This is a genomic window from Pseudarthrobacter sp. LT1, assembly GCF_035621795.1.
Classification (GTDB): domain Bacteria; phylum Actinomycetota; class Actinomycetes; order Actinomycetales; family Micrococcaceae; genus Arthrobacter.
The window spans coordinates 1,034,263-1,060,680 of the sequence record NZ_CP141830.1 but is presented as its reverse complement, the minus strand read 5'-3'; the positions used below and the strand labels follow the sequence as shown (position 1 = coordinate 1,060,680).

The window sequence follows — 26,418 nt, the reverse complement described above, 5'->3', positions numbered from 1 at the left end:
GTGTTTGTCAGCCCCTCTTGCTACGTTTGATTCAAGGCCAGGGGAACCGTCCTCCGGCCCGCGAACAGTTGGGGAGGCCCCGTGTTTCTGCTCGACGCTGCCGGCAATGACGCCGGACCCGGCACGCCGCCGGACCTGGTCTTCTCGGCCAGCGACCTGGTGGCAGCCAGCGAATGTGAGTACCGCACGCTCCGCATCCTGGACGAAAAGCTGGGCCGCACCGCCAAGGCAGAGTTTCCCGCTGACGAGATGCAAAAACGCGCCGGCGAGTTGGGCGACCAGCATGAGCGGACCGTGCTTGCCAGCCTGGTGGCCAAGTACGGCGAATGGGACGCCAGCCGCGGCGCAGGGGTCTATTCCCTTGACCGTGGCAGGACCCTGCGCGCCGAGCTGCAGGCAAAGCACGCGGAAACCGAACTCGCCCTCCGCTCCGGGGCAGATGTGGTCTTTCAGGCGACGTTCTTCGACGGCGAGTTCCTGGGCTACGCCGACTTCCTGGTCAACGAGGCCGCCGGGACCGGCAACCCCGGCCGCTACGAGGTGTGGGACACCAAACTTGCCCGCCATGCCAAAGTCGGGGCCCTGCTGCAGCTTGCCGCCTACGGCGACCAGCTCCTGGGAATGGGCCTGGAGCCCTCACCGGTTGTCACGCTGGTACTTGGAACGCGGGTAGGCGATGACTGGCTCAGGAGCAGCCATTCCCTGCCGGACCTCCTGCCCGTCTTCCGGGAACGACGCCGGCGCTTCCGCCACCTCACAGCCAGCCACCGCGCCGGTGACGGCGCAGTGCAGTGGCAACAGCCCGGCGTCGCCCACTGCGGCCGCTGCGACTACTGCGCCGAGCAGGTGCAGCTTCACAGGGACCTCCTGATGGTGGCGGGCATGTCCGTGGTCCAGCGGCGGAAGCTGCACGCGGCCGGCATCACCACCATCGACGAACTGGCAGCCATGCCTGCCGGCGAGGCCAGGAACTCGGTGGTCCGGCTCCGCGCCCAGGCACGGATGCAACTTGGCCTGGACCGGACTGCAGGGTCCCGGACGTTCATCAAGGATGGACAGCCGCATACAGTGTCGTTCAGCGTCCTTCCGGACCATGCGATCGGCTCGCTTCCTGCCCCCAGCGCCGGCGACATCTTCTTTGACTTCGAGGGCGATCCGCTCTGGCAGGATCCCGCCACCGGCGCTTGGGGCATCGAATACCTGTTTGGTGTCATAGAGGCCCCGGTGCCGGGCGCCCCCGGGGACCCGGTGTTCCGGCCGTTCTGGGCCCATTCCCGCTCCGGTGAGCGCCGCGCCTTCCTCGACTTCCTGGATTACGTCGAGAAACGCCGCGCCGCGTACCCGGACATGCACGTCTACCACTACGCCGCGTACGAAAAAACGGCGCTGCGGAACCTGTCCCTGGCGCATCAGGCCGGTGAGGACACGGTGGACGACTGGCTCCGGCAGGGGCTGCTGGTGGACTTGTACGCCACGGTCCGGCACTCCATCCGGGTCTCGGAAGCGTCCTATTCCATCAAGAAGCTGGAACCGCTCTACATGGGGGACAACCTCAGGTCCGGGGAAGTCAAGGACGCCGGGGCCTCCGTGGTTGCCTACGCCGCCTACTGCGCCGCCCGCGATGACGGGCGGCAGGAGGATGCCGACGCCATCCTGGCCTCGATCTCGGACTACAACCAGTACGACTGCCTCTCCACCCTCCGGCTCCGGGACTGGTTGCTTCAGCTGGGCCATCAAACCGGTGCCCCCGGACAGCCGGGCCATGACGCAGTGGAAGCGGTCGATGCTGCGGGCAGACAGGCCCCTCTGCCCGGGCACGTCCTGTCACCGCCCGACGAAGGAACTGCCGGCGACGGTGCAGCCCGCGCCGAGGAGTCGCCTGAGGAAACCAGGCTGCGGGAGTACCTTGCAGGCCTGCCGGACAACCGCCCCTGGACCGACGACGAGCGCGCCATCGCTATGGTTGCTGCCGCCACCGGATACCACCGCCGCGAGCGCAAGCAGTTCTGGTGGCAGCACTTCGACCGGGTCGAGGCACCGCTGGACAACTGGTCCGACCAACGGAACGTGTTCGTGGTGTCCTCGGCGGAAGTTGTGTCTGACTGGGCCCTGGCAAAGCCCCGGGAACGGATGCGCACGCGGGTCCTGAAGCTGCGCGGAACCATGACCGAGGGCTCAGATTTCCGTCCCGACTCCAGCTGGTGCCGCCTGTATGACGCGCCTGGACCCGATGGCATGACCGATCCTCCGGCCGCAACCGGTGCCCGGGCATTCACGTTCGGGACCAGGATCAGTGAGCTGGAAGCGGCGCCGGACAGCCCGGAGCACCTGATCACCGTTGCGGAGCGGGAGACCGGAAAGGTCCGCGCCTACCCGCACCTGCCGGTGGCCCTCACCGAGGACCAGCCCCTCGCCACCGCCAGTATTGAAGCCGCCATCGCGGCGATAGCCCAGGCTGTTGGCTCCTCCGTGCCGTCCCTCCCCGCGCAGCCGGGCCTGGACATCCTGCGGAAACTGCCGCCGCGGTTCCGCTCCCGGCAAGGACCAGCCGAAGTGCTGCCTGGTAAAGACGGCGCCGCTGACTATGCACGGGCGATCACCGGGTCGCTGCAGGACCTGGACCATTCCTACCTGGCCGTCCAGGGGCCGCCGGGGACAGGCAAGACTTTCGTTGGTGCCCATGTGATCGGCAGGCTGGTAGCCCAGGGGTGGAAGATCGGGGTGGTGGGCCAGTCCCACAACGTGGTGGAAAACCTGCTGTGCCGGGCCATAGAAACCGGTGGAGTGGATCCGCAGCTGGTGGCCAAGAAATTGGCCGCTCCCCACCAGGTTCCCTGGAGCCAAACGTCAGAAGGCGATGTGGCCCGGCTGCTCGCGTCGCCGGGCGGGTGCCTGGTCGGAGGCACGGCATGGACCGTGACGGGAAAGGAAGTCCCGGCAGGGTCACTGGATCTTCTGGTCATTGACGAGGCAGGCCAGTTCTCGCTGGCCAACACCCTGGCGGTCTCTGTGGCAGCCAACCGGCTGCTCCTGCTGGGCGACCCGCAGCAGCTCCCGCAGGTTACACAGGGCACGCACCCCGAACCTGTGGATGAATCCGCTCTCGGCTGGCTTGCTGCCGGCCACGCTACCCTGCCCGACAGCCTTGGGTACTTCCTGGCAGACACATGGCGGATGCATCCGGAGCTGTGCCGGGCGGTGTCCAACCTCAGCTATGAAGGAAAGCTGCGTTCCGCTCCTGCCGCGTCCCTCCGCGAACTGGAGCAGCTGGCCCCGGGCGTGGAGACGGTCCTGGTCAACCACGCGGGCAACACCACAGCGTCAAGGGAGGAGGCAGTGGAAGTGGTTCGCCAGGCCCGCCGCCATCTAGGCCTGAAGTGGACCTGCGACCCGGAGAACGAAGCCCGCCCCCTCGGGCAGCAGGACCTGCTGGTGGTTGCTGCCTATAACGCCCAGGTCCATCTAATCCGTAAGCATTTGGCAGAGGCCGGTCTGCCGGAGGTGCGGGTAGGAACCGTAGACAAATTCCAGGGCCAGGAAGCTCCGGTGGTGCTGGTCTCCATGGCGTGCTCGGCGGTGTCCGAGGCCCCGCGCGGCGCGGAATTCCTGCTCAACCGGAACCGGATCAACGTGGCCGTGTCCCGCGGACAATGGCGTGCCGTGATCATCCGCTCCCCCGAGCTCACCAGCTACATGCCCCACAAGCCCGCGGCGCTGGAGGAACTTGGCGCCTTCATCGGCCTAAGCCCCCGGGAGTAACCGCACAGAAACGGGTGCCGTCAGCGCGCCCGGAATCCCCCAAAGGTCCCCTGGGCAGCTGAAAAGCCGGACTCAACCCGCTCCACCCGCCCAGGGGTCCGGTCCGACTTGAGCCAGTCCAGCAGTTTCCGGACCTGCGGTTCGGCGCCTTCGGCAATCACCGACACCGACCCGTCGTCGAGGTTGCTCACCTCGCCGGACAATCCAAGATCCTCCGCGGTGCCCATGGTCCAGTATCGGAAGCCCACGCCCTGGACCATCCCGAACACCCGGGCGTCCAGCCGGACAGCGTCCTGGGCCGAACCGCCCCGCGCTGAATCGTGCGCTGAGCCTGCGTGCCTGCCCATGGTGCTCCTTCTCCAAACCTTGCTGCCCGCCCCGATCGGGTCGCAGTACCCGCGTCCCTCAACCCGGGAGACGGTACTGCGACCCGATGGGAGGCTGCGTAAGGGCTAGTTGATGGTGATGTCGCGGGTGGCGTGGTTGTAACGGATGGTCACCGTGCCGCCGGCGTGGTGCAGCTCGTGGTTGGGTCCGTCGAAGGTGCCGAAAGCGCCGTAGTTCTCAGTCCACGAGCGGTTAAGGGCGATCTTGAACGTGTAGAAGCCGGCGGGAAGCTCGGCGCTCTTCTTCCACAGCTGGTCCAGGAAGTCGAACTCCATCTGTGCTTCGTCATACTGCGGCGCCCAGTTCTCGGGTGCACCCAGGATGGTGTTGAAGTCGCCGGCCAGGGCCACGGCTTCAGGCTGCGGCAGGGTTTCGACGTCCGGACCCTCCAACGGTTCGGAAGCCATATCGGCAGCAGGTGCAGCAGCGGCCTTGTCCTTCGCGGGAGTCTTGCCCTTGCGGACGGCTGCCACCACGGGCTCGACGGCGTCTTCGATCGCCTTGGCTGCCTTGCCCACAACGGAGGCTGCCTTCTTGGCCGGGGCCTTTTTGGCGGTCTTCTTCGGAGCTTCCGTCTTGGCCGGAACCTCAAGTGTGGCGGCGGCGGCGGAGACGGGACGGACAAAGCCTTCGGGAGCCGTGGGGACCGGGGTGTCGGCAGGGACGGGAGTACCGGCGTCGAGCGCGGCCGCGAAGGAGTCAGCGTCCGGGAAGGCGACCGTGGCGCGCATACCGTCCTCGGTGATGGTCCAGCCGGTGCGGCCCTTGATCAGCCAGCCGGCCTTCACCAGCTTGGCGGTGGCCGAGGTGAGGGTCTTGTGGCCGCGCGGGATGCCGCCGCTGAGGAGTTCGGCCTCATGGTCGTTGAACGGCACCCGGGCGGTTGCCTCCGCCAGGACCTGGCCCGCATTCAGTGCATCGCCGGACCACACGCCTTCGGTCAGGACATCCAGGACGGTCTTGAGTCGAAGGTAGGTGTTTTCTGCGGTGGACTTGGCCATGATTCCCCTTATATAAAAGCGATCGGTCTTAGGCATCTTGCCAACTGCCCATTAAATCGCGCGACTTTAATTGGTTAACTCTGCGTGTCGTGACCGACTGTGAAGCGGATGGTGCCGCAAGTGAGGCGGAGGTCTCGGGTAAGGGCTGTCTGCATAACCCTGGAAGCGCTGGCATGGGTGCCGCCCTGCACTCCCCGGACACGCCTGCGGCACCTAGCTTACCGGGCAAAAAGCACCGCTGTTGCGCCCGACACAGCAGGGGTCAGTCAGACACTTCCCTGCCGTTCAATTCCGCCAGCAGTTCCGCCTTCCGCTCCTCCGACGCGAAGGACGAGTGGATGGAGTTCGCCGCCAGGCGCGCCTTGTCGAAATCGGAGAGGTCGAACACCGCGGTGAGCTGCGCAAAGTTGTCATCCACGTACCCGCCGAAGTACGCAGGGTCGTCGGAATTGACCGAGACGTTCAGGCCGGCTGCCAGCATGGCGGGCAAGGGATGGTCGGCGAGGGTGTCCACGGCGCGGAGCCGGACGTTGGACAGGGGGCAGACCGTCAGGGGAATGCGTGCGTCCACGAGGCGCTCCACCAGGTCGGGATCGTCCATGCAGCGGATGCCGTGGTCAATCCGTTCCACGCCCAGGACGTCCAGGGCTTCGATAATGTACGACGCCGGGCCCTCCTCCCCTGCGTGGGCGGTCAGCCGCAGGCCCGCTTCACGCGCCTTCCCGTACAGCCGCTCGAACTTGGAAGGCGGGTTGCCCACTTCGGCGGAGTCCAGGCCGATGGCGCCGATCGGAGCGTTCATGGCCAGCAGCTGGTCCAGGACTTCGAGGGCGGAGTCCTCCGGGAGGTCACGCAGGAACGCAGCGATCAGCATGGTGGAGATGCCGTAGTCCTCCTCCGACGTGGCAAGCACCGAGGCCACACCTTGGACGCACGCCTCCAGGGGAATCCCGCGGGATACGTGCGCCTGCGGGTCCATCATGATTTCCGCGTGCCGGACGCCGGCGGCAGCAGCCCGCTCCAAGTATGCCCGGGTCATGTCCGCGAAGTCCTGCTCGGTGCGCAGCACGGCCATGTTGGCGTAGTAGAGGTCCAGGAAGGACTGCAGGTCCGTGAACTCGTACTTCTCGCGCAGTTCGTCCAGGCCCGAATACGGCAGCGCGATGCCGTTGCGTTCGGCCAGGGCGAAGATGAGCTCGGGCTGCAGCGTGCCCTCAATGTGCAGGTGCAGTTCGGCCACCGGGAGGGGCTTGGCAGGGACCGCAGGTTCCGCGAAGTCCGTTTCGGTTTCGGGCATGGTGCTGCCGCCGGGAAAGTTGTCCATCCGGTCAGGATAGTGCCCCGTCCCGTTTCGCGCCTGCCCGGGCCTCTGGAAGCGGATGGGTCCCACACGTGGCGCGTGCCGTGGCCCACACTCAACACGCCCGCTGGAATCTCGATTTGATAACACCCAAACGATGTCTTAGCGTGAAATGCATGCCCGTTCGGCGGGCTTCTTGATTGCCCGGTGCTGCCTTCACCAGAACTGCCCAGCGGCAGCCACCGATAGTGACCTCTATTCGTCAGGGGCGGGCAGTGGCGCGACGATCTCCGGGGACGGAACCAGCGCTGGTGGCCTTCAGGAGCATCACCATCATGAAAAACACCAAATTCCGTACTGCCGCACGCCGCGGAGTCACCCTGGCCGCCGTCTCCGCGGCAGGTTTGGCCCTCTCAGCCACGGCGGCCAACGCAGCGACCCCCACGTCCACCTGGGATGCACTCGCGCAGTGCGAGAGCGGCGGGAACTGGTCCACCAACACGGGCAACGGCTTTTCCGGCGGCCTGCAGTTCACCTCCAGCACCTGGTCAGCCTATGGCGGAACCGGCTCCCCGGAGAACGCCAGCCGTGAACAGCAGATCGCTGTAGCCGAGCGGGTCCAGGCATCCCAGGGCTGGGGCGCCTGGCCGTCCTGCTCGTCGCAGCTCGGACTGAGCGGCGGCGGCGGAGCACCGGTCCAGAGCGCCCCCGTACAGAGTGCCCCCGTGCAGAGCACCCAGCTTCAGAGCGCGCCGGTCCAGAGCGCTCAGGTCAAGCAGGCACCTGCACCGCGGCATGCAACCTCGGTTCCCCTTAGCGGCGAGACCTACACCCTGCAGGCCGGGGACACCTTGAGCATCGTGGCCCAGAAGCTCGGCATCCAGGGCGGCTGGCAGCACCTTGCCGACGCAAACCTGGACACCATTTCGGATCCGAACCTCGTGTTCGAGGGACAGGTCATCCAGCTCCCCGCCTAACACCTGGGGACGTTCCACCAGCGGCTGCGGCCGCCGCGCCTTTCACAGGCGCCACAGACAGGTCGGCGATAGACAAATTCCGTTGACCAAAGAACGACGCCGGCACACCCCCATAAGGGATGTGCCGGCGTCGTACTTTAATCAGTCAGTCCCTGCCGCCCTGGGCGGCAGGGACTGGACTGTCAGCTGGCGGGGAGCTCGCGGACGATCCGCACCTTCCACGCGGACTCGTCGCTGGTGTCCAGCAGGGCGACCGTGCCATGTGCAAGATTCAGGGCAACCCGTTTGACGGCCAGCAGCTCCAGGTAGAGGTGCTCGTTCATCCGGCTGGGGGTGTCGATCATGTACTTCACGGCGTCGCGCAGCTGCCGGTAGTTGGCGCTGCGTTCCCGGTGCATGTGCAGTTCCAGCGCGGAGCGTTGCTTGAGCCGCGGCTCGTGCCGGTTGAGCAGTGTCACGGCGGCGTGCACTGCAACCACGAGGGTCAGCGAGACACCATAGATCCACCAGCCGCTGGAGAGCAGGAACAGTGGCAGGTTTCCAATGGCCACGAGCGCGATGACCACCCGGAGGGCGGCGATGCGGCGGACCGTCCGGGCCACGGCAGCCATGCCATCGCGGAACCGGTGCTGATCCTTGCGCGCGGCGGCGGGATCGATTGTGAACTCGTCCAGAACCAGGATTCCCTGGGCTTCCGGGCCCAGCATCTGCCCGTAGCGGGGCAACGCGGTGCGGGCGTGGTCGACGGCTTTGTCAGGTGTAGATGTCATGAGAGAGCTTCCAAAACGCGGGGGTGGTTGCGGTGATCTTAGTGGTTTCAGCTGAAAGCCGTATGTAGGTGTCCATTATTTGGACACGTTGCATTGCCTCACGTGGTCCTGCGCACTGTAATTGGAACATCCGGCGCATGCCGTCAGACTGAATAGATGCAAACCTTCCTCCCGTACCCTGACTTCCGCGAAAGCGCCAAAGCCCTGGACACCGCACGGCTGGGCAAGCAGCGGGTTGAAGCGCTGCAAACCCTTCGTGCCCTGGTGATTCCGGAGTACGGCTGGCAGACCCATCCGGCAATCCGGATGTGGATGGGCCACGTACCCGCCCTCACCATGTATGGCCTGGCCATGGCGGACGAATGGATCGAGCGCGGCCACCCGGACAACACCCGCGCGAACATCGCGGAGTTCGCGCCGCAGGCAGCCCACCCTGACTACGCCGCCAAAATTGTGATGCCGCCGTGGCTCGGGGACCCTGACTTCCATTTGAGCCACCGTTCCAAGCTGGTGCACAAGGAACCCAAGTTTTACTCCCGCGTTTTCCCGGATGCGATCCCGGATATGGACTACGTCTGGCCGGAGCCGCGGCACGAGTTCCTGCCGCAGGAGCCGGAAGGGGACATTCTGTGGATCCTGCGGGAGCCGCACGACGACGTCGACCCCCAGTCCCTGACCACCGTGGCGCTTCCACCCGTGAACCGGAATGCTGCAGCCGCCGCGGCGGCCGGGGGCGACGGCTACTCTCCCGTGTACGTGGAGGACGGGTCCCGCCGGCCTTCCAGGGCCCCCAAGAAGGCGCCGCCCAGGCCGCAGATGAAGAAGCCCACCCGTAAGCGCCTGGCGCAGGAGGAGGCCTTCCGGACCCTTCCGGGAAAAACGCCGGTTGCTGTTCCGTTCGAGAATGGGGCCAAGTTCGCCGTAGGACAGGTGGTTGGGCGCCCCCTTACCCTCGATGACGGCCGTTTCGGCAGGAACTTCGAAGTCATGGAGATCATTGACCGTTCGGCATTCGCGTACCCTGCCCTGCTGCAGGATCCCCGCGTGTTCTTCCCGGTGGAGGCACCGTAGGCCATGACGGTTCTGTTGGCGGGGTGCGGGGACCTGGGCACCGAGGCTGGGCTGCGGTTTGCTGCCCTGGGCCACCGGGTTGTGGGCTGGCGCCGCTCCCCCGCGAAACTGCCGGCGGCGATCGAAGGTGCCGCGGCTGACCTGGGATCGAAAGACCTGCCGCCCGTCCCCGCGGACACCACCGCCGTCGTCATCGCTGTTGCTGCTGACTCCCCTGCCGAGGAGGCATACCGCGCTGCGTATGTACGCGGCGTGGAAAACGTCCTTGATGCCCTGGAGCGTGACCAGGTGTCGCCTGAGCGGATCATCTTTGTGTCCTCCACTGCCGTTTACGGGGACGCGGGTGGCGGCTGGGTGGATGAGTCCACCGCAGCGGAGCCGGGCGGGTTTTCCGGCCGGGTGTTGTTGGAAGCCGAGGGGCTCCTGCAGGCCAGGCTCTCGGGGACCCGTACAGCCGGCGTCTCGCTCAGGCTGGGAGGCATCTACGGGCCGGGACGGACGCGCCTGATTGACCAGGTGAAGACGGGCTCTGCCGTGATCCCTGAAGACGTGCGCTACACCAACCGGATCCACCGCGACGACGCCGCGGCTGCCATCGTGCATCTTGCCGGGATGGCAGCTGTACCGGGCCCCGTATACATCGGCGTGGACAACGAGCCGGCCGACCTCGGCGCGGTGTTGCGATTCCTGGCAGCTGAACTCGGCTTCCCTGAACCCAAGGTGGGTGACGCAGGACCTGCCCGCGGGGGCAACAAGCGCTGCCGTAACGATCTCCTCCGCAGCGCTGGATTTTCCTTCACGTTTCCGACATTCCGGGAAGGGTACAGGGACGTTATAGCGGGGAACGGCGTCCGCCATCCGTGAGTGAGTCCGCCGTCCCCTGACCACTGCCAGGGCCCGCTGGGCGGGCCTTGGCCTTAGTTGAGGCAGGGCATGGAATTTCGGCAGATCATTGAGACGGTTGGGCAGCTGGTCGACTTCGCCGGAGTTGCCGTGATGGTGATCGGCGCGGTGGTCTCCCTCCCGCTGGCGATCCGTGGTCATCAGCCCCGGCAGCTTCCGCCAAGTGCTGAAAAGCTGAGTTTCTACCGCTCCTACCGGCAGCTGCTGGGCAGATCCATTCTGCTGGGCCTGGAACTGCTCGTCGCTGCCGACATCATCCGCACCGTTGCCGTCACGCCCACGTTCGCCAGCGTCGGGGTGCTGGCCATCATCGTGCTGATCAGGACGTTCCTCAGCTTTTCCCTGGAGCTGGAAATCACCGGGCGCTGGCCGTGGCAGAAGGGACCCTCAGCGGCCCGTGCCGGGTCCACCGCCGCCGCCGGCTGAGGTCCGCCGCCCGCGTTTTCCACATAGGGGTTTTGGGGGGTCTTCATTGTCAGTGGTGGCTGGCAGAGTGAGGTTATGGAGGCCATTGGGGAGCATCTTGGTGTGGTGTACGGCGGGAAAGCGTACGACGCCGGCAGTGGGCTGCCGCACCCGGCCCACCTTCACGCGGTCCCCGGTGCGGAGGAGCCTCCACAGCCATCAGCCTCCGGACCCGGTCAGCCGGATGTATTGAATGAGCTGGCCTCACAGTTGGCAGTCGCTGCCCTGGCCGCCCCGGACGTGCTGGCGTCTGCCTCCTACCTCGAAGCCGCCGAGTTCGCCGCCCGCGCCGAGGACCTCGCCCGGACCGTGGAGTACCTGCAACTCCTGAGCGCCGGGGCGGTGGACCGCACCCGCGCCCAGGCCATCACCGACGCCGCAGCCACGGCCCGCGCCAACCGGTCCGGGGAGTGGACCAGCCGGTGGGACACCAATGGTGTCGAAACCCTGAACATCTCCCCCACGAATGGTGCTGACCGGTCCGCCGCCATGGTTGAGACCGACGCGACCTGGCCCAACCCGCCCACGCGTCCAGGCCGCCCGGTGGTGTCACCGGCCGATGACGGGTGCCGGAACACCGCAGAGTTCCTCCGCCTGCGCCTGCGGATCCCCATCCGCGAAGCCCGCCGCCGCCTCACCCTCGCCCACCAGGTCCTCCCAGCCACCAGCCTCACCGGCGAACCACTCCCACCAACCCGGCCCCACCTCGCCGCCGCCCTCACACCCGCCGGCACTGATACCCCCGCCAACTCCGAATCCATCACCGAGGCCGGCACCTGGCCCGGGTCGGCTCAGGGCCCGGCCGTGTCCTCGCACGCCGCGACAATCATCACCGCCACCCTGGATCGGCTCCGGCACCACACCACCCTCGAGACCCTGGACACGATCGAACACCACCTCACCACCGCCGCCACCACCTGCGACCCGGACTTCCTCACCCGCCTGGCCCAACGCTGGAGCGACACCATCGACGCCGACGGCACCGAACCCACCGAAGAAGCTCTCCGCCACACCCAAGGCGCCTTCATCCGCAAACCCCGCCACGGCCTTCACCACCTCGAAATCTTCGCCACCACCGACCAATACGAACACCTCCTCACCGTCATGAACACCGCCACCAACCCACGCACCACCACCGGCACAGCAACGAGTCCAGACAGCCGAGGCAGTTCAGGCAATCCAGGCCGTCCAGGCAGTTCCGAGACCCCGGCGGCGAACCACACCCCAGAACAGGGCGCATCCGAGCACACCCCGCTTCCCGACCTGGACCGGCGCACCCGCGCCCAGAAACAACTCGACGGCCTCATCACCGCCGCCAAAACCGCCCTCGCCACCAACACCCTGCCCATAACCGGCGGCAATCGACCCCAAATCATTGCCACCATCAACTACCAAGACCTCTTCCCCACCAACCCCGTCACGCCCGCCACCTCGGCAGGAAAAGACCACAGCGTGGAAACAGGGACCGGGACCTTCGCCTTCACCGGACCCGTCCCCGCCGCCACCCTGCGCAAAATCGCCTGCGACGCCGACATCATCCCCGCCCTCCTGGGCACCACGGGCGAAATCCTCGACCTCGGCCGCAAAACCCGCCTCTTCACCCCCGCCCAACGCACCGCCCTTACCACCCGCGACCAAGGCTGCGCCTTCCCCAACTGCACCATCCCCGCACCCTGGTGCGAAGCTCACCACATCACCTACTGGTCCCACGGCGGACCCACCACCACCAACAACGGCGTCCTGCTCTGCAGCCACCACCACCACGTCATCCATAAAGAACAATGGACCATCACCACCACCCCCGGCACACCCGCCTTCATCCCCCCACCCCACATCGACCCCACCCAAACACCCCAACAAAACCACTACTTCAAACCACCCCCGCCACCCCAACCACCACACCGCAGAGTGTCCAAAGACTGTCCGTTAGGCTTCACCCATGACCGAAAACAGCAGCGCAAAAGCCTCCGAACTTCTCCGCCTCCACCAGGCCCCTGAGATCCTCCAAGTGGTCAACGTGTGGGATGCCATCACAGCCAAAGTCATCACGGACATCCCGGGAACCACGGCCCTGGCAACGGCAAGCCACTCGATCGCCGCCACGCTGGGCTACGAGGACGGCGAGAACATTCCCGTCGACGAGATGATCAGCTTTGTGGGCCGCATCGCGGCCGCCACCCACCTGCCGGTCAGCGCTGACCTTGAGTCCGGCTACGGGAACCCTGGGGAGACAACCCGCAAGGCCATCGGAGTCGGAATTGTTGGCGCCAATATCGAGGACCAGATGCGCCCGCTCGAGGACGCGGTGAACCAGATGGCAGCCGTTGTGCATGCCGGCGCTGCAGAGGGAATTGACTTCGTCCTGAACGCGCGGACCGACGCCTTCCTCAAGGGCAAGGACCGGGACCCTGAAGACGTTCTTGCGGATGCCATCGCACGCGGCAAGGCCTTCCTGGACGTCGGTGCCACCACGGTCTTCGTCCCGGGCCTTTTGGACGAGCCCACGGTCACGGCCCTGGTGGAAGGCATCGGCTGGAACAAGGTCTCGGTCATTAACGTGCCCGGGTCCCTGCCCCCGGCGAAGCTGCAGGAACTGGGCGTGGCCCGCATTTCATACGGTCCCTGGACCCAGCGGGTGGCGCTGACAGCTCTGGCTGACACAGCTGCCAAACTTCTCGCCGGTGGCCAGCTTCCCGAAGACACACGCCCGCTGAACTGAGAACTGCATAGCGGAAACCAGGAGCTTCGCCACCTGGACCGAGCGAAGGAGTGGGAGCTTGACCGGAAACCTGAATACCGCGGGAGTGTGGCCGCGGCCGCCGGCACTTCCCAGGCCGGTATTTTCCGACCAGCGGTGGCTTGATGCCGTCTTCCTTCACTGGCGCATTCCGGAGGCTGCCGCCGCCGCGTTCATGCCGGAGGGAGTCCAACCCGATGTGTTCGACGGTAGTTCCTGGGTTGGCCTGATCGGCTTTCGCATGGAGCAGGCAGCGCTTGGGCGAGGCCCCGGCATCCCGTATCTGGGAAGCTTCAACGAGGTGAACGTCCGGCTTTACTCCCGCGAGCCGGACGGCACCCGCGGAGTGGTGTTCCTGAGCCTGGATGCAGACCGGCTGCCCGTTGTCCTGGCGACCCGGGCTGCCGGGATTCCTTACGTGTGGTCGCGCATCCGGCAATGGCCGCCCTTTCCGGGGAACGGCGGGGAACGGCAGCACGCCACCGGCGCGGCTGGAACACCCGGCGGCCGGAATGGATCCGCCGTTGGTTACTCGGTGCGCCGGCTGGGCGCCACTGCCGCCCGCAGCAACTTTGGGGTCATCCCCAAGCTGCACACCGCGGCAGCCGACCCTTTATCCATCTTCCTCACCGCCAGATACGGCATGCATGGCCGCTTCCACGGCAGAACCATCTATGTTCCGAACACGCACCACGAGTGGCCGCTCTTCGGCGCTGAGGTCCACCAGCTCAGCGATGGGTTGGTAGGAGCCGCCGGGATCAGTGTCAGCGGTCCGCCAGAGTCCGCCCTTTACTCCCCGGGGGTCCGGACAAGGTTCGGCAGGCCGCGCACGCTGGAGAGCGCCGGCTAAAGACCCGCGTCCTGGACGTCCTGCCAGCCCTGGCCTTCGCTGAACGTGCTCACCAAGGTACCCACGCCTGCCTGGAGGGAGTCAGAGGGATCGAAGTAGAGGGATGCTTCCGAGGCGCGGCTGTGGGTAATCAGCTGTTCGGCCTCGAGCTTCGCCTCGGGCACGGTTGCGCCGACGATTCCGGTGCGGGCCGGGAGAACCGGTGTGTGCACCACGTCGGCGTCCGTCTGGGTCAGCGGAACCGTGGTGCCGGGGTTGATCTCATCGTTGGGGAACTCGAACTCGGCATCGCCGGGGGCAACGGGAACGGTGTACTCCAGGAAATAGGTCATACCCCACCCTTGCAGAAAAGCCGTCACCGCCAAAAGACCTGGTGGACTACTTGCCCAGGCCGGCCTTTCGAAGTGCCTCGGCCATGGCCGTGTTGACGGGTTGGGATGCGGGGCTCGACCTGACACTCCCACCGGACGTGCCGGATCCCTGCTTCCCCTGCTGTTGGCGGTCCGGACGCCCGGCACGCTCGGTCGTTCGGCTCCCAGAATCGCGCCGACCGGAACCTGAATCGCGCCGGCCTGAACTTGCGCCGCCGCCGGCGGGTTCGTCGTCGAGCCTCAACGTGAGCGAAATCCGCTTCCGCTCCGGATCCGCCTCAAGTACCTTCACCCGGACCACCTGGCCGGACTTCACCACCTCGCGCGGATCGGACACAAAGCGGTTGGACAGGGCGGAAACGTGGACCAGTCCGTCCTGGTGGACTCCAACATCCACGAACGCCCCAAATGCCGCAACGTTGGTTACCGTTCCTTCGAGAATCATGCCCGGCACCAGGTCCGAGATCTTCTCAACGCCTTCGGAGAACGTGGCGGCGGCAAAGGCGGGCCGGGGGTCGCGGCCAGGCTTGTCCAGTTCAGCGAGGATGTCCTTGACGGTGGGCAGGCCGAACGTGCCGTCGACGAACTTCTGCGGGTCCAGGGACGAGGCTGGGGCGGAACCGGCGGCAACGAGGATCTCCCTCGCCACGGCGTAGGACTCCGGGTGCACGCTTGAGGCGTCCAGCGGCTCGGCTCCGCCGGTGATCCTCAGGAATCCCGCGCACTGTTCGAACGCCTTGGCGCCCAACCGCGGCACTTTCTTGAGGTCGGTCCGCTTGCTGAAGGGTCCGTGCTCGTTCCGGTAGGCCACGATGTTTTCGCTCAACAGGGGCCCGACGCCGGCAACCCGGCTCAGCAGCGCAGGCGAGGCAGTGTTGACGTCAACACCCACGGCGTTCACGCAGTCCTCCACCACGGCGTCCAGGCTCCGGTCCAGTTTCGACGCGGTCACATCATGCTGGTACTGGCCTACACCAATGGACTTGGGATCGATCTTCACGAGTTCGGCGAGCGGATCCTGCAGGCGGCGGGCAATGGACACGGCCCCGCGAAGCGAAACATCCATTCCCGGCAGCTCAGCGGCGGCGAGCGCGGAGGCGGAGTAGACGGACGCGCCGGCCTCGGACACCACGATTTTCTGGGGTTTCCGGTCCACCTCCGGAAGCAGCTTGATCAGTTCGGCAGCCAGTTTGTCCGTTTCGCGTGAGGCGGTCCCGTTGCCGATGGCCACAAGTTCGACGGCGTGCTGCCGCGCCAAACGCACCAAGGTGGCCAGGGCTTCGTCCCATTTCCGGGCCGGGGCGTGCGGGTAGACCGTATCGGTGGCCACCACCTTCCCGGTGCCGTCAACAACGGCAACTTTCACCCCGGTCCGCAGTCCCGGGTCGAGGCCCAGCGTGGCACGGTTTCCGGCAGGGGCGGCCAGCAGGACGTCCCTGAGGTTGGCGGCGAACACCCGGACCGCTTCGTCCTCCGCTGCGGCGAACAACCGGGCCCGGAGGTCGGACGTGAGGCGGGCCAGCACGCGTGAACGCCAGGCCACCTGGGCTGTCTGCATCAGCCATGCGTCGGCGGAACGGCCACGGTCGGCGACCCCGAGGAACCTGGCAACTGCGGACTCGTAGCGGGCGCGGGCGGCGGTGAGGGCGGCGTCGTCCGATGGGTCGGCTTCGGCGAGGTCCAGCTCAAGGACGCCGTCCTTCTCCCCGCGGAACAACGCGAGCACACGGTGGGACGGCATCCGGTCCAGCGCCTGCGCGAACTCGAAGTAATCGGCGAACTTCTGGCCTTCGGCTTCCTTGCCCTTTTTGACGCGGGAGACCATCCGGCCCTGCGTCCACATCCTGTCCCGCAGGTTTGCGGCGAGGTCAGGGTCCTGCGCCACGCGCTCCACGAGGATGGCCCGGGCACCGGCGAGCGCGGCGGCGGGGTCACCGATGGCGTGGTCACTGTTGAGGTACTTCCCGGCTTCGTGTTCGGGGTCCAGGTCCGGCCGCTTCAGCAGCGCATCGGCGAGCGGTTCCAGCCCGGCCTCCCGGGCGATCTGGGCCTTGGTCCGGCGCTTGGACTTGAACGGGAGGTAGATGTCTTCGAGCCGCGACTTGGTGTCCGCGGCCAGGATTGCCTTGCGCAGTTCGGGCGTCAGCTGGCCCTGCGCCTCAATTGCTTCGAGGACTGCACCGCGGCGGTCTGCCAGTTCGCGGAGGTAGCGCAGGCGTTCGTCGAGGTCACGGAGCCGGGTGTCGTCCAGCGTGCCGGTGGCTTCCTTGCGGTACCGGGCGATGAACGGAACCGTTGCCCCGCCGTCGAGCAATCCAACCGCGGCCTTTACCTGCCAGGCCTTGACCCCCAGTTCGGCAGCGATCTGGGCGAAGATCGCGTCGTCCTCCGATGCGCGGGAGGGGGCGGAGACGGCGGAAGGTGCAGGCAGTTGAGTCACCAGAACATCTTGCCTTACCGCGCTGCCGGGCTCCACCAGGCGCCCTGGGGATGGGGATTCAGCAGGGCCCGGGAGGGTATTCCGCTGGGCCCGGCAAAGTGCTGTAGTGGACATGCCGTTACTGGCGCCCATGCTCGAGGAAGAGGCCATCATGCGGGAACTGCTTGTGGTGTTTCAGGAGGGGTTCGACGAGGCTAACGTCACCGTGACCGTCAACGGCAAGGAGGTGCGCCGGGACCTGGGAATCTCAACCAATCCGCTGCTCGGCATCGCATCCGAGGTGTCCGTGGAGTTGCCGGCAAAGGGCGCACAGGTGGGAGTTGAGGTCACGAATCGGGGGTTGAAAGCCATTACCAAGGTCAGTGGGAAACCCAAGAGCGTGCTGGTTTCGATCGAGGATGGGCGCCTGCTGATGAAGGAAGGCACAGGCCGCGAGGCCGTTCTGTAGCTAACGTCCCAGGTGGGAAAACTGGCTCTGGTAAGAGTCCATTCGTTGGAGTAGCATCTGATCACCGCCGGCTTCCAGTGGAGTCCGGCGGGCCACACAAGTCTTCAGCCGGGGGTCGTCGGATGGCCTCCGGCGCCGCTGTCCGGGACCAGCACCCCTGACAGCCAACGACGGCGGCACCCATGATGGGTGCCGCCGTCGTTGTTTTATCCGGGTTGGCGGGTGGGCCGCCGCTTACCCCTGGTACAGCGGGTAATCCGTGTAACCGGTGGCGCCCTCCGCGTAGAACGTGGAGGCGTCGGGCTCGTTGAGCGGAAGGCTTTCCTTCCAGCGCCGTGCAAGGTCCGGGTTGGCGATGGCCGGACGACCGACCACAACGGCGTCTGCGTGGCCTTCCGCCACCAGGTTCACGGCTTCTTCGCGCGTGGTGATCACGCCGAAGCCGGTGTTGACCAGGAAGGTGCCGCCGAAGCGTGCACGAAGGTCCTGGACAAGTTCGCCGGTGGGCTCGTGGTGCAGGATGCTCAGGTATGCCAGGTTGAGCGGCGCGATGCTGTCCACGAGGACCTCGTAGGTGGCACGAACGTCCGCTGCGTCGGTCTCGGCGATGCCCTGCACGTTGTGCTCAGGGGAAATGCGCACACCCACGCGGTTCGCGCCAAGGGCTGCCACGACGGCGTTGATGGTTTCGATGACGAATCGGGCGCGGTTTTCCGGTGATCCACCGTAGCTGTCCGTCCGGACGTTGGAGTTTGGCGCCAGGAACTCGTGCAGGAGGTAGCCGTTGGCCGCGTGCAGTTCCACGCCGTCGAACCCTGCCTCGATGGCGTTCAGCGAGGCGTTGACGAATTCCTGGATGACCATGGGGAGTTCGTCGGTGGTGAGGGCGTGCGGCACGGGATACGGCTTCTTGCCGGCAGGAGTCCGGACGTCGCCGTCAATGGCGACGGCGCTGGGAGCGACGATGGGCAGCCCACCGGTGATGTCGGAGTGGGAAACGCGGCCGCCATGCATGATCTGGGCGAACATGCGCCCGCCTTCGGCGTGGACGGCGTCGGTAACCGTCTTCCAACCTGCAACCTGTTCTTCGGTGACGATACCGGGCTGGCCCGGGTAGGCCTGGCCGGCCGGGGTGGGGTACGTGCCCTCACTGACGATCAGGCCCAGGGAGGCGCGCTGGCGGTAGTGCTCGGCCAGGAGCGGCCCGGGGATGCCTTTCTCACCCGCACGGAGGCGGGTCAGGGGTGCCATCACCAGGCGGTTGGGAAGTTCAAGTTCGCCGAGGGTGAGTGGGGAAAACAGCATGCGCAGTTCCTTTCGAAGGCTTAAGACGTACTGTCTTTGCCAACTGTGGGGCGCGTGCAACTATTCCGGACTTGCGCCGGTGCGACGGGGATCACAGGTTTTTTCGGTCCCCGCGCTATCCCCCAACGCCCGGGCAGCCCTGTCCCTGCGGATTGGCATTGCAGTCGTCGGCGTAGTTGCGCGTTATCGAACGCCACACACTGATGGTTTGCGGTGGCGCGTTGAACTGGCCTTGGCCGGGGATCGGCAGCGGCGGCCCGGAGTTCACCGAGTACGTGCCCTGGAACGAGGTGGTCAGGACAACCTGGAAATCGCCCGTGGAGGCATACGCGTGGCTGGTGCGGGTCTTCTCGCCCCACCGGTCCTGCGGCAACGGGCCACCCATGGAAGGCTGCGGGCCGAAGACTGTTCCGTCTCCGTAGTTCCACGTGTACTGCACGGGCGTGGCTACCACGTGGACTTTCTGGCCGAACATGGTGATGTCGAACTGCTGTTCAGCCGCTTCCGCGTAGAAATTCGTCTCGGCGCCCCGGAGGGTGTTGGGGCTGGGCTGGGCCACGACCGCCCCGGCGCTGACCGGGAGGTTCTGGAACTGCCGCTGGATATCCGCGGCGATCCTGGGTAGAAGGTCCTCGGGCTTCGGGTCGTAAAGGCAAGTCGGGCCAGAGTGATGCGCCCAAACAGCCCCCGGCACACCCCGGGGCCGCGACAGCCACATGACCGGGATGCCCTTGGCGCCGTCTTCCCGGTCCTTGCAGTCGAGTTGGCGGGCGAGGCAGGGCGTATCGAAGTCGCCTCCGCCGAGATGGCATTGAAGTTCGTACTTGTACTCGTTGGGGTCGGTACTCACGGTACCGGGCTCAGGTCTCGAGAAGTCGCCTGTCCCAGGATCTAATTGCCATCCAGAGACGTCAGCTCCTCCGGAATTCCAGTGGCCCTTCGGTGGTGCGCTTCCCATTTTCGGCGGGGACGAACCATCGTTTTCGCGACTAATCATGGGCGCGTTGCCGTGCTCTGTGGCGGCAGTTGCTGCGGCCGGTACGAGGAAGGACCACAATAGAAAGCCCAGCACGCAAAATTGGAACAGGACTTTCATATCGTCAACCGACGATCGGCTCAACAGTTTGGACGAACCATGAGCCCTCGCGGAACACGACTAACATCAGGCTGCCCGAGTCCGCAGGCTTGGGATCAGTACTATCGAGGGACTTGTCCGCGTTGTAGTAGCTCAGCGCTTCCTGCGACACCTGCACGGCGACTTGGTAGTTACCGTCAGGCGCTACGACAAATGTCGTGTTAACTGATGGCGTAGTCACCCTGCCACCGGCCAACCACCGCCCCTCTTGATGCCAACCCTGTTGTACTTGCTTTGCTCGTTCGCACATGGTGCACGCCGGACTGGTGAGGGCGGATATGGGCTTTGTATCACCGGTTTCGTATCCATAGCTGAGGAGCTGGAACCAGTACTTAGCGAACGCCTCGAGCCCTTCCTTCGTCTCCGTCTTAGCTACCTCGGGCAGCACAGGCACGGGGACGTTCTGGGCGGGTCCGGAGGCGTCGGCGGGCTTGTAGGCGGCACTCCGTGTTGGGGTGGGAGTGGCGGCGGCGCTGGCAGTTGGTGTCTCCGCCGCCACCTGGGACGAAGTGCCGCCCGGCCCCGGCGACCCTCCGGAGTTGCAGCCGGACAAAGCGAGCGCCAAACCAACAACAAGGGCTGCTGCTCCCGACGGCACAGCGCGGGACGTAAAGGAGTTCTGTGATGTCATGGGCCGCTATTCCCCCAGTAGTTTCAAGACGGCTTGCTCCGAACAGTGCCTTAAGGGTAGCCCACGTCACAATTCCCCGATCAGACTTATCCACAGGTACCGCCCACCGTTTTACCACCGGGTCCGTCCAGCAAAAAGTCATAAAGGGAGCCGGTGCATAAAGTGCACCGGCTCCCCCGTCGATAAAGAATGAAGAAAACAAAACCCTACTTCTGTGCGGGCAGGACCAACTCCCCCAGTCTTGTCCGTGGACAAGGCGAGGGACGAAACATACTGCGGACCGCCGTCGGACGCGTCCTGCGCGGACCGCACCATGTCCGGGCGTTCGAACTCCAACCCCGTCACGTGGCAAAGGAGCTTGGCGTCGCTGGGGTTCCCGTCGGCGTCGAACATGGGCAGGTCGATCCCGTCGTCGAATCGCCGGAGATAGAAGCGGCCACGGGTCACCGCCGCCAGCACCGGTGGCAGGACCAGCGCCAGGCCCACCGCAAAGATGGGCGAGTATGGCTGGATCGCGGCTCCAAATGCCCCGAAGAACACGGCAATCGAAACTCCGGCGGAGACCAGCATCGACACGAAGCCAACAGGGTTCACGGCGTACAGCATGCCGCGGCGGAACTCAGGCACCTTGGGGGAAATCTTGAGCAGGTACTTGTTGATGGCAATATCGGACGCCACGGTGACAACCCAGGCGATGGCGCAGTTGGCGTAGAACCCGAGGATGGTGTTGAGGAAGTCGAACATGTTCGCTTCCATCAGGACCAGCGCGATCAGCAGGTTCACCACCACGAACACCATCCGGCCCGGGTAGGTCTTGGTGATGCGCGTGAAGGAGTTGGTCCAGGCCAGCGAGCCGGAGTAGGCGTTGGTGACGTTGATCTTGATCTGCGAGATGACCACCAGCACCACGGCCAGCGTCATGGCCAGCCACGCGGGCATCATCTCCTGGTACACGCCCAGGAACTGGTGCACGGGCTCATTGGCCGTGGCGGAGGCGGCAGGATCCAGCGTGGCGATCAGGTAGATGGCGATGAACAGGCCCACAATCTGCTTGATGGCCCCGAAGATCACCCAGCCCGGGCCGGCCAGGATCACTGCGCGCCACCAGGCGCTCCGGTTGGCCTCGGTGCGCGGCGGCATGAACCGGAGGTAGTCGATCTGCTCGGCAATCTGCGCCATCAAGGACAGGCACACGCCGGCGGCGAGCATCACGGACGCAAGGTTGGGGCCGCCGTCGCCCGTTGCTCCGGTGTAAGCGAAGAAGCTGTCGATGCTCTCCGGGTGCGAGACCAGCAGGTATCCCACAGGCACCACCATGAGGAGCAGCCATAACGGGGTGGTCCACACCTGGAGCTTGGCCAGCGTGTTCATGCCGTAGATGACCAGCGGAATGATGATCACCGTGGAGGCGGCGTATCCCAGCCACTGCGGAATGCCGAGCCCCAGCTCCAGCCCCTGCGCCATGATAGAGCCCTCGAGCGCAAAGAAGATGAAAGTGAACGTGGCAAAGATGACGTTGGTGACCACCGACCCGTAGTAGCCAAAGCCGGAGCCCCGGGTGATCAGGTCCAGGTCGATGTTGTAGCGCGCGGCGTAGTACGCCAAGGGAAAGCCGGTGGCGAAGATCACCACGGCCGCCACCAGGATCCCCAAGATCGCATTGACCGTCCCGTAGGAGATGCCGATGTTCGCCCCGATCGAGAAATCCGCCAGGTAGGCGATGCCGCCCAGCGCACTCGTGGCCACCACGCCCGCGCTCCACTTGCGGTAGGACCGCGGCGCAAACCGCAGCGTGTAGTCCTCCAGGCTTTCTTTGGTGGCGTTGAGGGCGGCAGTGTTGCCGGCCTTAGGGATTGCCGGAGAACGTCCGACGACGGCGGCACCAGCGGGTGCCGCCGGTTCCAGCAGTTGCGTTGTGTCTGTGTCGTTGCCCATTGGGTGCGTCGCTTTCGTTTGCCTTCAGCCGTCTTGGCCCTGCGTGCGACGCTATCCAGCGGGAAATACAGGCCGGTCACAGACCTGTTTCCGAACTGTTAAGCCTTGACTGTGCTGTCATAAAGTGGGGGAAATGGGGCACAAAGACTCTGGCGCATTTCTACTCAACGTAGAAGAATGGCCGCATGATGTTTGAACACGCGGACGGCAATCCTGTCCTTGAACTCGATGATGAGCAGTCGTGGCGGCTTTTGGCGGCGACGCAGCACGGCCGGCTGGTGGTCTCCGTCGCAGGGGAACCGGACATCTTTCCGGTGAATTACGTGACCTCCAACCGGAAGCTCTACCTGCGCACGGCGCCTGGAAACAAACTGGCGCAACTCACAATCAACGCCAAGGTGCTGTTCGAAACCGACGGCATCCTGTCGCAGGAGGCCTGGTCCGTTGTCCTCCGGGGGGCGGCAAGGGTCCTCAGCAACTCGGATGAGCTCGCTGCCATCGAAGAACTGGGCCTGAAGACCTGGGTCCCCACCCTCAAGGACTTTTATGTGGAGATCGATCCAACCTCCGTCAGCGGCCGGCACTTCGTGTTCGGCGAACAGCCGGAACGGGAGATCTAGGCCCTCCTAGACTGGAAGGATGCCGGACGATTCCAGCGCGGCCAAGCCCACTGCAGATAAACTCACTCCTGCGCAGCGCAGCTGGAACATGTCCCGGATCCGCGGGAAGAACACAAAACCCGAGCTGCTGGTGCGGCAGCTCCTGCACGCCAGGGGCTACCGGTACCGGCTGCACGGCCGGTCCGGCAGCACCAAACTGCCAGGCAATCCTGACCTCGTCTTCGCCGCCCGGCACAAGGTGATCTTCGTCAATGGCTGCTTCTGGCATTTCCACGACTGCAGGGTGGGTCTGCACGCCCCGAAGGCCAACGCCGAGTTCTGGGCAGCGAAGCGGAGCCGGACCCGGGAACGCGACGCCGGCCAGCGCCGGCAGCTGCAAGACGCCGGCTGGGACGTGCTGACGGTCTGGGAGTGCGAGCTGAAGGACCGATCGGCACTCGAAGCCCAGTTGGTGCACTTCCTCGAAGCCGGCGCCTGAGGGTCTATAAACAGCCAATCTTGAGGAAATCTTTCGCTGCTCCCACCGCTGTCCTTGATCCAGGCGCGGCAGGATAAACGGGTTGCCGGCGATCAGGCAGCCGCCACTGACAGTTTCGGAGCAGCTATCCCCTATCCCCTAGCTTCTCCGTGCCAACAGGGCGGACTTGAACGCCGACGCCGACGAGTCACTGCTGTTGATGCGCCAGTCTGTTTCCTTTTGCATGTGGAACCAGACGAAGCCCATCACGTCCGGCTGGGCGGCAAGGTAGGACACCAGGTCCGTGTTCCAGGTCGCTTTGGAACCGCCCAGTTCGCTGGACGCCGTTTCCGCTATCAGCACGGGTTTCCCGGGGGCCAGGGTGCGGAGCTGGGAGATGCCGGGGCCGAGGAGGTCCACGGGGGAAACCCAGCTGCTCCACGTTTGCGAGGTGCCCCAGTTGTAGCCGTCCAGGGCCACGATGTCCGCGTAGCCCGGGCCCGGGTACAGGCCTGCCAGGTCAGTGGAGCCCCAGTAAGGCACGTTCGGCGACCAAACCCACTGGACGTTGGTGGCACCCGTGGCGGCAACGACGTCGTGCACGTGCCGCCAGGCAGCGACGTAATCTCCGGCCTGGTTGCCGTTGACGCCTTCGGCCCAGGGATACCAGTTGCCGTTCATCTCGTGGGCAAAACGCAGCATGACCGGCTTGCCCCAGGCCGCGAGGGACTGGCCCCACTGGCTGATATAACCGTCGAAGTCCCCGGCAGTAATCCTGGCCAACGAATACGCCGGCTGGTCTACGCCGCCTCCCCACGCCCAGGGCTCCCAGGTGACCAGGGGCGTCGCTCCGCGGGAGCGGACAGCGTCCAGCTCAGTGATGGGCGGGGACTGCAGGAAATCCTTGTAACTCATCACGATGGAAGGGATTTCCCCCGACACTGTGGCCACCTCGTCCAGTTCCGAACCGGCCAGGGGTCCCCCCGGCGTTGCCGCTCCAAAGCGCAAGGCGGCGGAACTGATGGCCGGTGCCGGTCCGGGCGCCGGAGCAGGAGCAGGAGCCGGAGCCGCCTGGACCACGAATGTGGCGGATGCCTTGATGGACGACGTCTTGGCGGTGATGGTGAGGTTCCCGGTGGACGCGGCCGGAATGGTGATGCCTGTGCTGAATGCACCCGTCGATGTTGTTTGGAACGCGAACGTGGTGGAACCGACGATCACGGTGCCTGTGGTGGAGGCCTTGAACCCGGTTCCGGTGACGGTCACGGCGGAACCAGCCGGTCCTGAGGTGGGATTGAGCGAAACTTGCGGTGAGGTGGCTGCTGCGCTGGCCGGCTGGATGACGGACACCGCCAGTCCAACCCCGATTATGAGCGCGAAAAATAAGGACCTGAGTATTCGGAACACGGCAATCTATCCCCAGATTGAAAGGCGGCCGCGGCCGCCGGTGGCGTCAGTGCAGAAAGCACTGGCCTTGATCTTATGGGCAGAAATCCGCACTCCCATCAAGAAAACCACAATTCTTGCCGAGTCTTCTGCTAGGTCATGGGAACAGTCCTAACCTGAAAAAGAGCAAGCGTTCCGGCCTAACCGCCCAGTTTCCCGACTCTACAAAGCCAGCAGAAAGGAGTGTCATGAGCACATCAGATGATGCCCCCAGGCCGCTGGTGGACCAGTCCGTCCTGGACCGGCTGCGGGACGAACTCGAGGAGGAGGAAGGCTACAGCCGCGTCTTCGTGGGGAACTTCATCGAGTACCTGCCGCAGCGGCTGGGCCGGTTGCGGCTGGCCCTGACCACGGGGGACCTGGAGGGCTCCATGGACGCGGTCCTCAGCCTGAAGACGTCAAGCCAGATGGTGGGAGCCGAGCGCCTGGCCGCACTGGCCTTGGAGCTGGAGAACGAGATCCGGGCCGAGGCCCGCCACGCTGACATGGCGGTGGCGCTGCCCAGGCTGGCCGCCACCTACCTGCGGCCCATCACCCAGTGCAGCAGGCAGACCATGCACCGGCTGCAGGCTCAGTGCTGCCCCGGGGCCAAACGGTAACCCACGCCGCGAACGGTTTGCAGCCACCGTGGCTGCTGCGGTGAGTCCCCCAGCTTTTTGCGCAGGTTCCCCATGTGGACCTCCACGGAACGTTCGTCTGCCTCGCTGATGTAGCTGCCGACGTCGTAATCCTCGTCGCGGAGCCGCCGCACCAGGTCGGACTTGGTCCTGACCGTCCGTCCTGCTTCCAGGAGCGCGTAAAGGAGTTCGAACTCGGTACGGGTCAGGTTCATCTCCTTGCCGTCAACGGTGACGGTGCGGGAGGCGTAGCTGAGCTCCAGGCCGTTGTGGCTGAAGTTTCCGCGCTCCGGATGGGCCGCGCTGTCCGCGGAGGCATCCACCGAAACTTCGTGCGGATCAGGAACGGACCGCGGCCGGCGCATCATGGCCGCAACCCGCGCGCGGAGCTCCCGCGGGCGGAACGGCTTGGTGAGGTAGTCATCGGCCCCGGATTCGAGCCCGATCAGGGTGTCCAGTTCCTCGGTGCGCGCCGTCAGCATCACGATGTACGCATCCGAGAACTCGCGGATCTGCCGGGAGACCTCAAACCCGTCGATGTCCGGCAACCCCAGGTCCAGGGTAATGACATCGGGATTAAGGCTCTTGGCCATCAGGACGCCCTCGGCGCCGCCGCTGGCGACGGTTACCTCAAATCCAGCCTGGGTCAGCACAGTGCGAACCAGTTCCCGAATGTCGTGGTCATCTTCGATGACCAGACCCACACGTGCCTCACTCATAGAGCCCCCTCAGTGCCAACGTCTGAAGTATAGCTGGCTGCGGATATCCTGCTGGTATGGTCCCGCACACCCCC

23 protein-coding genes and 1 pseudogene are annotated in these 26,418 nt (G+C 65.5%); 12 read left to right on the top strand and 12 right to left on the bottom strand.

Annotation, left to right across the window (positions count from 1 at the left end; genetic code table 11):
- The first annotated feature begins 81 nt into the window (after nt 1-81).
- The gene (locus VIK36_RS05100) at nt 82-3,759 is read left to right on the top strand and encodes a TM0106 family RecB-like putative nuclease (RefSeq protein WP_324644313.1); all 3,678 of its coding nucleotides are present in this window, start codon (nt 82-84) and stop codon (nt 3,757-3,759) included.
- Nucleotides 3,760-3,779: 20 nt separating this feature from the next.
- Here the strand turns inward: VIK36_RS05100 and VIK36_RS05095 are convergent, their stop codons facing one another.
- From VIK36_RS05095 to VIK36_RS05085, 3 genes are all read right to left on the bottom strand, one after another.
- Nucleotides 3,780-4,106 (bottom strand): acylphosphatase, encoded by a 327-nt coding sequence (locus tag VIK36_RS05095; protein WP_255174595.1) that lies wholly within the window; start codon nt 4,104-4,106, stop codon nt 3,780-3,782.
- A 105-nt stretch (nt 4,107-4,211) separates the two neighbouring features.
- Nucleotides 4,212-5,147, bottom strand: coding sequence for a glycosidase (locus VIK36_RS05090; RefSeq protein ID WP_324644312.1), 936 nt, complete (start codon nt 5,145-5,147; stop codon nt 4,212-4,214).
- Nucleotides 5,148-5,409: 262 nt separating this feature from the next.
- Nucleotides 5,410-6,471, bottom strand: a complete 1,062-nt coding sequence (locus VIK36_RS05085; RefSeq protein WP_420716248.1) for an adenosine deaminase — start codon at nt 6,469-6,471, stop codon at nt 5,410-5,412.
- A gap of 311 nt (nt 6,472-6,782) precedes the next feature.
- Here VIK36_RS05085 and VIK36_RS05080 point away from each other — a divergent pair, with 311 nt between their 5' ends.
- Nucleotides 6,783-7,424 (top strand): transglycosylase family protein, encoded by a 642-nt coding sequence (locus VIK36_RS05080; RefSeq protein ID WP_324644311.1) that lies wholly within the window; start codon nt 6,783-6,785, stop codon nt 7,422-7,424.
- Between the two features lie 182 nt (nt 7,425-7,606).
- On the opposite strand, the gene VIK36_RS05075 is transcribed toward VIK36_RS05080, so the two are convergent.
- Complete coding sequence (locus VIK36_RS05075; RefSeq protein ID WP_255174592.1) at nt 7,607-8,194, bottom strand: hypothetical protein; 588 nt, start codon at nt 8,192-8,194, stop codon at nt 7,607-7,609.
- A 156-nt stretch (nt 8,195-8,350) separates the two neighbouring features.
- On the opposite strand from VIK36_RS05075, the gene VIK36_RS05070 reads away from it, so the two are divergent.
- The 6 genes from VIK36_RS05070 to VIK36_RS05045 all read left to right on the top strand — a co-directional run bounded on the left by VIK36_RS05070 (nt 8,351) and on the right by VIK36_RS05045 (nt 14,220).
- The gene (locus VIK36_RS05070; protein ID WP_255174591.1) at nt 8,351-9,265 is read left to right on the top strand and encodes an MSMEG_6728 family protein; all 915 of its coding nucleotides are present in this window, start codon (nt 8,351-8,353) and stop codon (nt 9,263-9,265) included.
- Between the two features lie 3 nt (nt 9,266-9,268).
- The gene (locus VIK36_RS05065; protein WP_324644310.1) at nt 9,269-10,129 is read left to right on the top strand and encodes an SDR family oxidoreductase; all 861 of its coding nucleotides are present in this window, start codon (nt 9,269-9,271) and stop codon (nt 10,127-10,129) included.
- Nucleotides 10,130-10,198: 69 nt separating this feature from the next.
- Nucleotides 10,199-10,594: a DUF1622 domain-containing protein gene (locus VIK36_RS05060; protein WP_324644309.1), complete on the top strand. Its 396-nt coding sequence runs from the start codon at nt 10,199-10,201 to the stop codon at nt 10,592-10,594.
- A gap of 75 nt (nt 10,595-10,669) precedes the next feature.
- Nucleotides 10,670-12,631: an HNH endonuclease signature motif containing protein gene (locus tag VIK36_RS05055; protein WP_324644308.1), complete on the top strand. Its 1,962-nt coding sequence runs from the start codon at nt 10,670-10,672 to the stop codon at nt 12,629-12,631.
- Nucleotides 12,573-13,352 carry an isocitrate lyase/PEP mutase family protein gene (locus VIK36_RS05050; protein WP_255174587.1) on the top strand — a complete coding sequence of 260 codons (780 nt, stop codon included), beginning with the start codon at nt 12,573-12,575 and terminating at the stop codon, nt 13,350-13,352. The genes VIK36_RS05055 and VIK36_RS05050 overlap by 59 nt, the downstream gene beginning before the upstream one ends.
- A 58-nt stretch (nt 13,353-13,410) precedes the next feature.
- Nucleotides 13,411-14,220 carry a YqjF family protein gene (locus tag VIK36_RS05045; protein ID WP_255174586.1) on the top strand — a complete coding sequence of 270 codons (810 nt, stop codon included), beginning with the start codon at nt 13,411-13,413 and terminating at the stop codon, nt 14,218-14,220.
- Here the strand turns inward: VIK36_RS05045 and VIK36_RS05040 are convergent.
- Both VIK36_RS05040 and VIK36_RS05035 read right to left on the bottom strand, forming a co-directional pair.
- Nucleotides 14,217-14,552 (bottom strand): hypothetical protein, encoded by a 336-nt coding sequence (locus VIK36_RS05040; RefSeq protein WP_255174585.1) that lies wholly within the window; start codon nt 14,550-14,552, stop codon nt 14,217-14,219. The genes VIK36_RS05045 and VIK36_RS05040 overlap by 4 nt on opposite strands.
- Before the next feature lie 46 nt (nt 14,553-14,598).
- Nucleotides 14,599-17,031: a Tex family protein gene (locus VIK36_RS05035; protein WP_324644307.1), complete on the bottom strand. Its 2,433-nt coding sequence runs from the start codon at nt 17,029-17,031 to the stop codon at nt 14,599-14,601.
- Nucleotides 17,032-17,161: 130 nt separating this feature from the next.
- On the opposite strand from VIK36_RS05035, the gene VIK36_RS05030 reads away from it, so the two are divergent.
- Nucleotides 17,162-17,479 (top strand): hypothetical protein, encoded by a 318-nt coding sequence (locus VIK36_RS05030; RefSeq protein ID WP_141157959.1) that lies wholly within the window; start codon nt 17,162-17,164, stop codon nt 17,477-17,479.
- 234 nt (nt 17,480-17,713) lie between these two features.
- On the opposite strand, the gene VIK36_RS05025 is transcribed toward VIK36_RS05030, so the two are convergent.
- The 4 genes and pseudogenes from VIK36_RS05025 to VIK36_RS05010 form a co-directional block, all read right to left on the bottom strand.
- On the bottom strand, nt 17,714-18,784 hold the full coding sequence (locus VIK36_RS05025; RefSeq protein WP_324644306.1) for an alkene reductase: 1,071 nt from the start codon (nt 18,782-18,784) through the stop codon (nt 17,714-17,716).
- A gap of 115 nt (nt 18,785-18,899) precedes the next feature.
- On the bottom strand, nt 18,900-19,634 hold the full coding sequence (locus tag VIK36_RS05020) for a PKD domain-containing protein (protein WP_324644304.1): 735 nt from the start codon (nt 19,632-19,634) through the stop codon (nt 18,900-18,902).
- Between the two features lie 250 nt (nt 19,635-19,884).
- On the bottom strand, nt 19,885-20,550 hold the full coding sequence (locus VIK36_RS05015) for a DUF6318 family protein (protein WP_324644302.1): 666 nt from the start codon (nt 20,548-20,550) through the stop codon (nt 19,885-19,887).
- Nucleotides 20,551-20,756: 206 nt separating this feature from the next.
- Nucleotides 20,757-22,485: pseudogene (locus VIK36_RS05010) on the bottom strand (purine-cytosine permease family protein).
- 185 nt (nt 22,486-22,670) lie between these two features.
- Between VIK36_RS05010 and VIK36_RS05005 the strand changes: the two are divergent.
- Entirely contained in the window at nt 22,671-23,105 is a 435-nt protein-coding gene (locus VIK36_RS05005) for a pyridoxamine 5'-phosphate oxidase family protein (protein WP_324644300.1), read from the top strand.
- A gap of 19 nt (nt 23,106-23,124) precedes the next feature.
- Nucleotides 23,125-23,583, top strand: coding sequence for a very short patch repair endonuclease (locus tag VIK36_RS05000; protein ID WP_324644298.1), 459 nt, complete (start codon nt 23,125-23,127; stop codon nt 23,581-23,583).
- Nucleotides 23,584-23,721: 138 nt separating this feature from the next.
- On the opposite strand, the gene VIK36_RS04995 is transcribed toward VIK36_RS05000, so the two are convergent.
- Complete coding sequence (locus VIK36_RS04995) at nt 23,722-24,918, bottom strand: glycosyl hydrolase (protein ID WP_324645222.1); 1,197 nt, start codon at nt 24,916-24,918, stop codon at nt 23,722-23,724.
- A gap of 278 nt (nt 24,919-25,196) precedes the next feature.
- Here VIK36_RS04995 and VIK36_RS04990 point away from each other — a divergent pair, with 278 nt between their 5' ends.
- Nucleotides 25,197-25,607 (top strand): Hpt domain-containing protein, encoded by a 411-nt coding sequence (locus VIK36_RS04990; protein ID WP_324644297.1) that lies wholly within the window; start codon nt 25,197-25,199, stop codon nt 25,605-25,607.
- Here VIK36_RS04990 and VIK36_RS04985 read toward each other — a convergent pair.
- Nucleotides 25,580-26,344, bottom strand: coding sequence for a response regulator transcription factor (locus tag VIK36_RS04985; RefSeq protein ID WP_324644295.1), 765 nt, complete (start codon nt 26,342-26,344; stop codon nt 25,580-25,582). The two genes, VIK36_RS04990 and VIK36_RS04985, sit on opposite strands and share 28 nt — an antisense overlap.
- Nucleotides 26,345-26,418 lie beyond the last annotated feature (74 nt).

What these genes read in the sequence shown, in the direction of transcription:
- VIK36_RS05095 (WP_255174595.1), bottom strand. Translation starts at nt 4,106, where the DNA reads ATGGGCAGGCACGCAGGCTCAGCGCACGATTCAGCGCGGGGCGGTTCG.
- VIK36_RS05090 (WP_324644312.1), bottom strand. Translation starts at nt 5,147, where the DNA reads ATGGCCAAGTCCACCGCAGAAAACACCTACCTTCGACTCAAGACCGTC.
- VIK36_RS05085 (WP_420716248.1), bottom strand. Translation starts at nt 6,471, where the DNA reads ATGGACAACTTTCCCGGCGGCAGCACCATGCCCGAAACCGAAACGGAC.
- VIK36_RS05080 (WP_324644311.1), top strand. Translation starts at nt 6,783, where the DNA reads ATGAAAAACACCAAATTCCGTACTGCCGCACGCCGCGGAGTCACCCTG.
- VIK36_RS05075 (WP_255174592.1), bottom strand. Translation starts at nt 8,194, where the DNA reads ATGACATCTACACCTGACAAAGCCGTCGACCACGCCCGCACCGCGTTG.
- VIK36_RS05070 (WP_255174591.1), top strand. Translation starts at nt 8,351, where the DNA reads ATGCAAACCTTCCTCCCGTACCCTGACTTCCGCGAAAGCGCCAAAGCC.
- VIK36_RS05065 (WP_324644310.1), top strand. Translation starts at nt 9,269, where the DNA reads ATGACGGTTCTGTTGGCGGGGTGCGGGGACCTGGGCACCGAGGCTGGG.
- VIK36_RS05060 (WP_324644309.1), top strand. Translation starts at nt 10,199, where the DNA reads ATGGAATTTCGGCAGATCATTGAGACGGTTGGGCAGCTGGTCGACTTC.
- VIK36_RS05055 (WP_324644308.1), top strand. Translation starts at nt 10,670, where the DNA reads ATGGAGGCCATTGGGGAGCATCTTGGTGTGGTGTACGGCGGGAAAGCG.
- VIK36_RS05050 (WP_255174587.1), top strand. Translation starts at nt 12,573, where the DNA reads ATGACCGAAAACAGCAGCGCAAAAGCCTCCGAACTTCTCCGCCTCCAC.
- VIK36_RS05040 (WP_255174585.1), bottom strand. Translation starts at nt 14,552, where the DNA reads ATGACCTATTTCCTGGAGTACACCGTTCCCGTTGCCCCCGGCGATGCC.
- VIK36_RS05030 (WP_141157959.1), top strand. Translation starts at nt 17,162, where the DNA reads ATGCTCGAGGAAGAGGCCATCATGCGGGAACTGCTTGTGGTGTTTCAG.
- VIK36_RS05025 (WP_324644306.1), bottom strand. Translation starts at nt 18,784, where the DNA reads ATGCTGTTTTCCCCACTCACCCTCGGCGAACTTGAACTTCCCAACCGC.
- VIK36_RS05015 (WP_324644302.1), bottom strand. Translation starts at nt 20,550, where the DNA reads ATGACATCACAGAACTCCTTTACGTCCCGCGCTGTGCCGTCGGGAGCA.
- VIK36_RS05005 (WP_324644300.1), top strand. Translation starts at nt 22,671, where the DNA reads ATGATGTTTGAACACGCGGACGGCAATCCTGTCCTTGAACTCGATGAT.
- VIK36_RS05000 (WP_324644298.1), top strand. Translation starts at nt 23,125, where the DNA reads ATGCCGGACGATTCCAGCGCGGCCAAGCCCACTGCAGATAAACTCACT.
- VIK36_RS04990 (WP_324644297.1), top strand. Translation starts at nt 25,197, where the DNA reads ATGAGCACATCAGATGATGCCCCCAGGCCGCTGGTGGACCAGTCCGTC.
- VIK36_RS04985 (WP_324644295.1), bottom strand. Translation starts at nt 26,344, where the DNA reads ATGAGTGAGGCACGTGTGGGTCTGGTCATCGAAGATGACCACGACATT.